Consider the following 984-nt stretch of genomic DNA (forward strand, 5'->3'; position numbering starts at 1 on the left):
CTGCGGGATGCGCTGCGGGACATGCTGGGTAAGCCGTTCGGATCGGCGAACGTCGTGTTCGTTCCCACGGCGTCAGTCGCCGAGCCCGGGGACCACGGGTGGTTCGTCGCGGACATGAACCGGCTGCACGGCCTCGGCTGGCGGGAGTTCGACGTCCTGGAGCTGAACGGCCTGCCCCGCCAGATGGTGCTCGACCGGCTGCTCCACGCCGACGTCATCTATGTCGAGGGCGGCAGCCACTACCACCTCGCGCGCAGCATCACCGGCAACGGCCTGGCCGACGGCTTCCTGGAGGCGCTGGAGAACCGGGTCTATGTGGGGGTCAGCGCCGGATCAATGATCTTCAGCCGTAATCTCACCGGACACTCCGCCGACGTCATCGGGGACACCACGGACCTCCACGTGCTCGGCGCGACGACCGTGGAGCCGCCGTTCGGCCTCTTCGACTGGTATCTCAAGCCCCACCTGTACTCGCCGGATTTCCCCGAGCGGGACGACGCCTGGGCTGATCGCATCGCTGCGCGGGCGGACTTCCCGATCTACTTCATCGATGACGAGACGGCCGTTCGCGTCAGGGACGGCAAGGTGGATGTCATTTCTGAAGGCCGGTGGCGGTTCCATCCGTGACTCAACGCGTGGTGGGGAGCCCCGGACAGGGCAGTGCCGCGCCCAGGGGTCGCGCTGATGCGGAACTGCCGGGGCGAGCACCTGCGTCAGGCGGCCTGCGCGAGGTAGCACGGGCCGACGTCACGCCGTTCGGCAGGCCGGGTCCTGCGGCGGGTCAAACGCCTCGTCATCAAGGTGACAGCCGCCCACGCGATCAACGATTCGCTCATCTCAGGGAGCCGTTCATCGTCGCGGCAGTGCCGGCGGGCCCTCATGATCCACAACCATGATCGTTCAACCACCCAGCGGCGGGGAAGGACGACGAAGCCCTTCGCGTCCGGCGGCCGACGCACCGTTTGGATCGTGATGTCGAGGTAG

At 67.5% G+C, this 984-nt stretch carries 1 protein-coding gene and 1 pseudogene; one reads left to right on the top strand and one right to left on the bottom strand.

Features of this window, described 5'->3' with window-relative positions:
• A partial coding sequence (locus KVT44_RS55475; protein WP_254651233.1) for a Type 1 glutamine amidotransferase-like domain-containing protein occupies positions 1-627 on the top strand: 627 nt, incomplete at its 5' end.
• Positions 628-776: 149 nt separating this feature from the next.
• Here the strand turns inward: KVT44_RS55475 and KVT44_RS55480 are convergent.
• A pseudogene (locus KVT44_RS55480) lies at positions 777-984 on the bottom strand (IS5/IS1182 family transposase); the annotation flags it as partial.

This window comes from Streptomyces sp. GbtcB7 (assembly GCF_019091445.1).
GTDB lineage: Bacteria > Actinomycetota > Actinomycetes > Streptomycetales > Streptomycetaceae > Streptomyces > Streptomyces mirabilis.